The organism is Microbacterium sp. NPDC077663, from assembly GCF_044542795.1.
In the GTDB taxonomy this organism is placed as follows: domain Bacteria; phylum Actinomycetota; class Actinomycetes; order Actinomycetales; family Microbacteriaceae; genus Microbacterium.
Genome location: NZ_JBITVE010000001.1, coordinates 1,538,754 through 1,547,487, shown reverse-complemented (window position 1 = coordinate 1,547,487; position 8,734 = coordinate 1,538,754). Strand labels below are relative to the sequence as shown.

Below are 8,734 nucleotides of genomic sequence, written 5' to 3'. Positions count from 1 at the left end.
ACGCCCGGTCACATTCCGAACCCGGAAGCTAAGCCTCACAGCGCCGATGGTACTGCAGGGGGGACCCTGTGGGAGAGTAGGACACCGCCGGACTTTTTCGTGAAATGGCCACCCAGAGTTGGGTGGCCATTTCTCGTTAACGCGCACGTGGGAGGACAGAGAAGATGACGGACGAAGAGCGCCCCGGACGGTCGGGCGGTAAGCGGAAGTTCACGCCTGCTTCCTCGAGCTCGCGCGATGATAGGTCTCGAGACCGCGATCGGCCTGCTCCCGATCGGGGGGATGCTGATCGGCGCTCGGCGCCTCGACGGGACGGCGAGCGTCGACCGTACGCGAAGCGCGAAGGTGAGCGGACGTCTTACCCGCGTCGCGACAGCGACCGCTCCTCGTATCCGAAGCGTGACGGCGACCGTCCGTCCTATCCGAAGCGTGACGGCGACCGTCCGTCGTATCCGAAGCGTGACGGCGAGCGTCGTCCGCACGAGCGGCGCGACGGTGATCGTCCCTCGTACCCGAAGCGGGATGGCGACCGCCCGTCCTACCCGAAGCGTGACGGCGAGCGTCGTCCGTATGAGCGGCGTGACGGCGACCGTCCGTCCTATCCGAAGCGCGATGGCGACCGTCCGTCGTACCCGAAGCGCGATGGCGATCGTCCGTCGTACCCGAAGCGTGATGGGGAGCGTCGTCCGGATAAGCGGCGCGACGGCGATCGTCCGTCGTACCCGAAGCGTGATGGGGAGCGTCGTCCGTATGAGCAGCGCGACGGCGACCGTCCGTCCTACCCGAAGCGCGACGGCGAGCGTCGTCCCTACGAGAGCCGGGATGGCGAGCGTCGCTCCTCGCGGCCGTCGCAGGACTCCGATCGTCGCAATGTGCCGGCGGGTCCGGTCGTGCCCGACGAGGTCACGGCTCGCGACCTGAACGGACCCGCGCGCAACGAGTTGAAGACCCTCAGCAAGGACAACGCCGAGCAGGTTGCTCGGCACCTGGCGATGGCTGCTCGGTTGATCGACGACGACCCGGCACTGGCGCACGAGCACGCCCTTGCGGCATCCCGCAGCGCCGGCCGGATCGCGGTCGTCCGCGAAACCGTGGCCATCACCGCTTACGCCGTGGGAGACTTCGCTCTCGCGCTGCGTGAGCTGCGCACGTTCCGTCGGATCTCGGGACGGGATGACCAGATCGCCCTGATGGTCGACAGCGAGCGCGGCGTCGGCCGACCGGATCGTGCTCTCGAGGTGGGGCGCGCGGTCGACCGTGCCGGCCTCCCCACAGAAGTGCGCGTCGAACTGGCCATTGCGATGTCCGGTGCGCGGCTGGACCTGGGCGAGCCCGAGCGCGCGCTGCAGGAACTCGACATCCCCGAGCTCGACCCCGACACGGCGTTCCCGTGGAGCCCGGGCCTGTTCGCCGCGCGCGCCGCGGTGTTCGAGGAACTCGGGCGCACCGAGGACGCCGCGCAGTGGCAGCACCGTGCCGAGGTCGCCGCCGCGGCCCTGGGCGAGATCGACGCGGACGCGGAGACCATCGAGATCGATGAGATCGACGAGATCGAGATCGACGACCCCGAAGACCTCGAGATCGACGACCCCGAGGAACTCGCCGCCGGGGACACCGGGGGAGAAGCGGCATCCGCTCGGGAGGACGGCCCGGAGGAGCGCTTCTGATGGGACTGTTCTCGAGGCAGCGGCCCACACCTCTCGACGGCGTCGATCTGCTCCTCGCCGACTTGGACGGCGTCGTCTACGCGGGCGCGGGCGCGATTCCGCACGCGGTCGACAGCCTCAACCGGGCGCGGGCGGATCGCCCCGTCGCGTACATCACGAACAACGCCTCGCGCCGTGACAGCGTCGTGGCGGGACACCTCACCGAGCTCGGGCTCGACACGCGCCCGCAGGACGTGGTGACGAGCCCGCAGGCGGCGGTCCGGCTCCTTCGGGATCGGGTCCCGACCGGCGCCACCGTCCTCGTGGTCGGCGGCGACGGACTCGTGTTCGAACTCGAGAAGGCCGGCTACGTCGTCACGCGCAGCGCCGACGACCAGCCTGCGGCGGTCGCGCAGGGCTTCGCACCCGAGGTCGGCTGGGCCCACCTCGCCGAGGCCGCCTATGCCCTCGCGCTCCCCGAGGACGAGGGCGGCATCCCATGGATCGCGACGAACACCGATTGGACGATCCCGCAGGCCCGCGGGATCGCGCCGGGCAACGGCACCCTGGTGTCGGCGGTGCACACCGCCGTCGGACGCCTGGCGACCGTTGCCGGCAAGCCGGAGCGACCGATCTTCGATGAGGCGGTCGCGCGGTTCGGGGCGCGGCATCCGCTCTTCATCGGCGACAGGCTCGACACCGACATCGCAGGGGCGCAGGCCGCCGGCATCGACTCGGTCCTCGTGCTCACCGGGATCGATCGGCCGAAGCACGTCCTGGCCGCACCGACCGTGTCGCGGCCGACGTACATCGTCGGGGACCTGCGGGAACTGCACGAGCCGTACCCCGAGACGATCGTGAAGGGTGATGTCACGACGGTCGGAACGGCCGCCGTCCGCATCGACGGACCGGACGTCCGCATCCTGTCCGAGGGCGACCGCCCCATCGACCTCGTCCGGGCGGGAGCAGCGGCGATCTGGAGCACAGGCCGCGCCATCTACGGCTTCCGCGTCCCGGAGCGCCTCTACGCCGACCCGTTCCATCGCCGCTGAGCGCGCCCATCCGATGCGTCCGCCGCGCCGCGTAGGGTGGGGGACATGTCGATGGATGCCGCCGACGGCGAGGCCCGCCGCGAAGACCTGCTCTCGACGCTCGAGGTGATCGAAGACCAGCCGCTCGCCGAACGGGCCGCCGCCTATGCGCTGCTGCACGACGAACTGGCCAAGCGCCTCGAGTCGGGCCCGCGCGACGCGAACGCATGACGACGCGTCTCGACGCGGCGGTCGCCGCCCGCGGTCTTGCGCGGTCACGCACGCACGCCGCGCAGCTCATCGACGCGGGTCTCGTGAGCGTCGACGGCCGGCCCGTGGTGAAACCGTCGGCCAGGATCGGTGACGACCAGGTCATCGAGGTCGCGGCATCCGATCACTACGTGAGTCGCGCCGCGCACAAGCTGATCGCCGCGCTCGATGCCTTCGCGGTCGATCCACGCGGGCGAGTCGCCCTCGACATGGGCGCCTCGACCGGAGGGTTCACGCAGGTGCTCGTCGAACGGGGTGCCGTGCGGGTCCTGGCGGTCGACGTCGGTCACGGGCAGCTGGCCGCCGACGTCGCGCGGATGCCCGAGGTCACCGGCGTCGAGGGTTTCAACGTGCGCCACATGACCGCGGCCTCCCTCGCCGAGGCAGCCGGCACCACCGACGTCCCCTCGGTCGTGACGGGCGACCTCTCCTTCATCTCGCTCACGCACGTCCTCCCGGCCGCGGCCGCCGTCAGCGCTCCCGACGCCGATCTGGTGCTGCTCGTCAAGCCGCAGTTCGAGGTCGGCCGCACCGGCGTGCGCGAGGGCCTGGTGACGGATGCCGGGCGCCGAGCCGACGCCGTCGCCACCGTTCTCTGGTCGGCGTGGGATGCCGGTCTCGGCACCCACGGTGTCATCGCTTCCCCCATCGCGGGGACGCACGGCAACCGCGAGTTCCTCATCCACCTGCGTCCCGGAACGACCGACGACGCTAATCCGACACAATGGTTGGACACCGTGAACCGACTGGCGGGAGCCGCATGACCGACGCGACGCGCAACATCCTCGTGGTGGCGCACGCGCTGCGGGAGAACACCGTCGAGGGCGCCCGCCGCGTCGTCGCGGCCGTCCACGCGGCGGGACTGCAGCCGGTCGTGCCCGGCGACGATCCGGAGCTCGCGGCCGTCCTCGGCGATCTCGACACGGCGGTCCTCGGCGAGGGCGGCATCGATGTCGCAGACATCGAGATCGCGATCGTCCTCGGCGGCGATGGCACGATCCTGCGCGCGGCCGAACTGGTGCGCGCCGCATCCGTCCCCATCCTCGGCGTCAACATGGGTCACGTCGGCTTCCTCGCCGAACTCGAAGCCGACGACATCGACGAGGCGATCGGTCGTGCCCTCGCGCAGGACTACGAGATCCACGAGCGGATGACGCTGTCGGTCGAGGTCCGCGACGCCGACGGTGCCGTCGTCTACCGCACGTGGGCGCTCAACGAGGCGACCGTCGAGAAGGCGTCCCGGGAGCGGATGCTCGAGGTGATGATCGAGATCGACGGCCGGCCGCTGTCGTCCTTCGGCTGCGACGGTGTCGTCGTCGCGACGCCCACGGGATCCACGGCCTACAACTTCTCCGCCGGCGGTCCCGTCGTCTGGCCGTCCGTGCAGGCGCTCTGTCTCGTGCCGCTGTCCGCACACGCCCTCTTCGCGCGTCCCGTCGTCCTCGGTCCCGAGACGTCGGTCTCGATCGACGTGCTCGAGCGCAATCAGGGCCGCGGTGTGCTGTGGAGCGACGGACGCCGCTCGCACGACCTGCCGCCCGGTGCCCGCGTCGTCGTGCGGCGCTCGGCGCGGCCCGTGCAACTGGCGCGCTTGCACCCGTCCGTGTTCACCGACCGTCTGGTCCGCAAGTTCCAGCTGCCCGTCGCGGGCTGGCGCGGTGATGCGGAGGCGTCGCAGTGATCGAACAGATCCGCCTGCGTGATCTGGGTGTCATCGCCGCCGCGACGCTGCCGATCGGCCCCGGATTCACGGCGATCACCGGTGAGACCGGCGCCGGCAAGACCATGGTGGTGACCGGACTCGGCCTGCTGCTGGGTCAGCGAGCGGACTCGGGAGCCGTCCGTGCCGGAGCCGAACAGGCCGCGGTCGACGGCGTGTGGATCGTCCCCGAGGGCGGACCCGTCGTCGAGCGGGTGCGGGATGCCGGGGGCGACATCGAGCCTCTGGGCGACGGGCGCGCCGAGCTCTACCTCGGACGCACACTGTCGAGCGAGGGGAGGAGCCGTGCCACGGTGGGCGGACGCACGGCGCCCGCCGGAGTTCTCGCCGATCTCGCCGATCAGCTGGTCGTCGTCCACGGCCAGTCGGATCAACTGCGACTGACCTCCGCCGCCGCACAGCGCGACGCGCTCGACCGGTTCGGCGGCGCCCCCGTCGCCGAGGCGCAGGGGCGCTACCGCGCGGTGTGGGATGCCTGGCGCACAGCCGCCGCCGAGCTCGAGACCCTGACCACCGAGCAGGATGCCCGTGCCCGCGAGGCCGAGGAGCTGCGCGCGGCCATCGCCGCCATTGAAGCGGTCGACCCGCAGCCCGGCGAGGACGCCGAGCTCGCGGCGCGCGCAGACCGGCTGGCCAATGCCGAGGAGCTGCGGCTGGCCGCGGCGACGGCGCACGCGGCACTGTCGAACGAAGACGATCTGCCCGACGTGCAGGCGCTGCTCGCCGAAGCCCGACGGGCGCTCGAGCGCGCGGCGGGGTCGTACGACGTGCTGCGCGGACACGCCGCCGCGATCGAGGAGCTCGGGTACCGCGTCGCGGACCTCGCGGGCGACTTGAGCGGCTACCTCGCCGATCTCGATGAAGGCGGCCCCCATGAACTGGCGGCCGTCGAGGAGCGGCGGGCGGCCCTGAACTCCCTGGTCCGCGCGCACGGATCGGTCGATGCCGCCCTGCAGCTGCTCGCCTCGGGCTCCGCGCGACTGGTGGAACTCGACGACGACGGCGAACGGATCGACCGGCTCACCGCGGAGCGCGACCGGCTGCGCGACGAGCTCGACGCGCGGGCTGCGGAGCTCACGGACGCGCGTCTGGCCGCGGCATCCCGTCTGGGGGAGGCGGTCACCGACGAGTTGCGCCACCTCGCGCTGCCCGACGCGCGGGTGACGGTCGCGGTCGAGCAGGGGACGGAAGCTGCACACGGCCGCGACGTCGTGACCATCCAGCTCGCCCCCCACCCCGGATCGTCCCCCCGGCCCGTCGCCCGCGGCGCTTCCGGCGGCGAGCTCAGCCGCGTCATGCTCGCGATCGAGGTCGTGATCGCCGGGACCGATCCCGTGCCGACCTTCGTCTTCGACGAGGTCGACGCCGGGATCGGCGGCGCCGCCGCGATCGAGGTCGGGCGGCGCCTCGCGAAGCTCGCCGAGACGAGCCAGGTGATCGCGGTCACCCATCTCGCCCAGGTCGCGGCGTTCGCCGGCAACCATCTGTCCGTCGTCAAAGCCAGCGACGGCTCCGTCACGGCCTCGAGCGTGCGACGTCTCGACGGCGAGGACCGCGCCGCCGAGATGGCGCGCCTGCTGTCGGGGATGGCGGATTCGGATGCCGCGCTCGACCATGCGCGCGAACTCCTCGCGCTGGGCCGGGCTCGCTGAGCGACACCCGGGCGTCCGCCGGACGAGGCGGTCAGCGGGGCTGATAGAGTGAAAGCCCGTGACGGACTCTTCGGGCGCGGGACGCAAAAACAACGACATCACCAAGCACATCTTCGTGACGGGTGGTGTCGTTTCGTCTCTCGGCAAGGGTCTGACCGCCGCCAGCCTCGGCAATCTGCTCACCGCTCGCGGCCTGCGCGTCGTCATGCAGAAGCTCGACCCGTACCTGAACGTCGACCCGGGGACGATGAACCCGTTCCAGCACGGTGAGGTCTTCGTGACCGACGACGGTGCCGAGACAGACCTCGACATCGGCCACTACGAGCGCTTCCTCGACATCGAGCTGAGCCAGGCGGCCAACGTCACCACCGGACAGATCTACTCCGAGGTCATCGCGAAGGAGCGTCGCGGCGAGTACCTCGGCGACACCGTGCAGGTGATCCCGCACATCTCCGACGAGATCAAGCGACGGATGCGGTTGCAGGCGAGCGAGGAGCCGCGCCCCGACGTCATCATCACGGAGGTCGGCGGCACCGTCGGCGACATCGAGTCGCAGCCGTTCATCGAGTCGGCGCGGCAGATCCGGCACGAGCTCGGGCGCGACAACGTCTTCTTCGTGCACGTCTCGCTCGTGCCCTTCATGGGCGCGTCGGGGGAGCAGAAGACCAAGCCCACGCAGCATTCGGTCGCGATGCTCCGTTCCATCGGCATCCAGCCGGACGCGCTCGTCCTGCGCAGCGATCGCCCGGTCACCGAGTCGAACAAGCGCAAGATCGCGCTCATGTGCGACGTCGACGAAGACGCGGTGATCAACACCGTCGACCTCCCCAGCATCTACGACATCCCCTCGACGCTGAGCGAACAGGGCCTGGACGCCTACATCGTGCGTCGCCTCGGCCTCGACGCCAAGGCCGGCGACATCGACTGGACCCGCTGGAACAAGGTCCTGAACGCGGTCCACAACCCCAAGCACGAGGTCACCGTCGGCCTCGTCGGCAAGTACATCGATCTGCCCGACGCCTACCTCTCGGTCACCGAGGCGCTCAAGGCGGGTGGGTTCGCGCAGGAGACGAAGGTCCAGATCGTGTGGATCCCCTCCGACCTGTGCGAGACGCCCGAGGGCGCCGCCAAGGCGCTGTCAGCCGTAGACGGCATCGTGATCCCCGGCGGCTTCGGCATCCGCGGCATCGAGGGCAAGCTCGGCGCGCTGAAGTTCGCGCGCGAGCAGGGGCTGCCGACGCTCGGCATCTGCCTCGGCCTGCAGTGCATGGTGATCGAGTACGCGCGTCACGTGGCCGGCATCGAGGGGGCGTCCTCGAGCGAGTTCGACCCCGAGACGCCCCATCCGGTGATCGCGACGATGGCGGAGCAGGTAGACATCCTCGACCGCGGTGACATGGGCGGGACGATGCGCCTCGGCCTGTACGAGGCGGCGCTGGCCGAAGGCTCGCTCGCGGCGGAGCTCTACGGCTCGGATCGCGCGACCGAGCGCCACCGTCACCGCTACGAGGTGAACAACTCGTACCGGCAGCAGATCGCCGACGCGGGTCTCGTGTTCTCGGGACTGAACCCGGATCTCGACCTCGTCGAGTACGTCGAGCTGCCGCGCGACGTGCACCCGTACTACATTGCGACGCAGGCTCACCCCGAGCTCCGATCGCGCCCGACCGAAGCGAACCCGTTGTTCCGCGGACTCATCGCCGCCGCGCTCGAGCGGCACCGCGCGAGCGAGCTGTTCGACGTCGAGAACGAGGACTGAGATGACGGATGCCGCGCCCCTCCAGGACGACGCCGTCGCGGTGACGGTCACCCGCAGCGAGACGGTCTTCGAGGGCCGCGTGTGGAACCTCCGTCGTGACGCGTTCACCTACGGGGACGGGACGATCGTGCGGGAGTACGTCGACCACTCCGGAGCGGTGGCCGTGCTCGCGCTCGACGATGCGGGACGGGTGCTGCTGATCCGGCAGTACCGGCATCCGGTCGGCTTCCGCGATTGGGAGATCCCTGCGGGCCTGCTCGACGTGCCCGGGGAGGATCCGCTCGAAGCGGCCCGGCGCGAACTCGCCGAGGAAGCCGACCTGACCGCGCAGCGGTGGGATGTCCTGTCGGACTTCTTCACGAGCCCCGGCGGAAGCGACGAGGCGATACGCATCTACCTCGCCCGCGACCTCGCTGACGCCCCCGAGGCGTTCGCCCGCACCGAGGAGGAGGCCGACATCGAGGTCCGGTGGGTGCCGCTGGACGAGGTCGTGGACGCGGTGCTCGCGCGGAAGCTGCAGAATCCCTCGCTCGTCATCGCCGCGCTCGCCGCCGCCGCGGGGCGCGCCCGCGACTGGAAGACGCTCGGCGCGGCGGACGCGCCGTGGCCCGGACGCTCGCGCCCGGTCGGCGCGGACCGACCGCAGGCCTGACGCC

General features: G+C 71.0%; 8 protein-coding genes and 1 rRNA gene. All 9 read left to right on the top strand.

Features of this window, described 5'->3' with window-relative positions:
- Positions 1-93, top strand: a 5S ribosomal RNA gene (gene rrf, locus ACIGEP_RS07580); the annotation flags it as partial.
- Positions 94-890: 797 nt separating this feature from the next.
- Positions 891-1,667: a hypothetical protein gene (locus ACIGEP_RS07575; RefSeq protein ID WP_396660980.1), complete on the top strand. Its 777-nt coding sequence runs from the start codon at positions 891-893 to the stop codon at positions 1,665-1,667.
- Positions 1,667-2,698 (top strand): HAD-IIA family hydrolase, encoded by a 1,032-nt coding sequence (locus ACIGEP_RS07570; protein ID WP_396660979.1) that lies wholly within the window; start codon positions 1,667-1,669, stop codon positions 2,696-2,698. Before ACIGEP_RS07575 ends, ACIGEP_RS07570 begins: the two co-directional genes overlap by 1 nt.
- Positions 2,699-2,743: 45 nt before the next feature.
- Complete coding sequence (locus ACIGEP_RS07565) at positions 2,744-2,908, top strand: hypothetical protein (protein ID WP_396661032.1); 165 nt, start codon at positions 2,744-2,746, stop codon at positions 2,906-2,908.
- Positions 2,905-3,711, top strand: coding sequence for a TlyA family RNA methyltransferase (locus ACIGEP_RS07560; protein ID WP_396660978.1), 807 nt, complete (start codon positions 2,905-2,907; stop codon positions 3,709-3,711). Before ACIGEP_RS07565 ends, ACIGEP_RS07560 begins: the two co-directional genes overlap by 4 nt.
- Positions 3,708-4,628 carry an NAD kinase gene (locus ACIGEP_RS07555; protein ID WP_396660976.1) on the top strand — a complete coding sequence of 307 codons (921 nt, stop codon included), beginning with the start codon at positions 3,708-3,710 and terminating at the stop codon, positions 4,626-4,628. The genes ACIGEP_RS07560 and ACIGEP_RS07555 overlap by 4 nt, the downstream gene beginning before the upstream one ends.
- Positions 4,625-6,319, top strand: a complete 1,695-nt coding sequence (gene recN / locus ACIGEP_RS07550) for a DNA repair protein RecN (protein ID WP_396660975.1) — start codon at positions 4,625-4,627, stop codon at positions 6,317-6,319. Before ACIGEP_RS07555 ends, recN begins: the two co-directional genes overlap by 4 nt.
- A gap of 58 nt (positions 6,320-6,377) precedes the next feature.
- Positions 6,378-8,078 (top strand): CTP synthase, encoded by a 1,701-nt coding sequence (locus ACIGEP_RS07545; protein WP_396660974.1) that lies wholly within the window; start codon positions 6,378-6,380, stop codon positions 8,076-8,078.
- A 1-nt stretch (position 8,079) separates the two neighbouring features.
- A complete protein-coding gene (locus ACIGEP_RS07540) occupies positions 8,080-8,730 on the top strand; it encodes an NUDIX domain-containing protein (RefSeq protein WP_396660973.1) in 651 nt (216 codons plus the stop codon).
- The last annotated feature ends 4 nt before the right edge of the window (positions 8,731-8,734 follow it).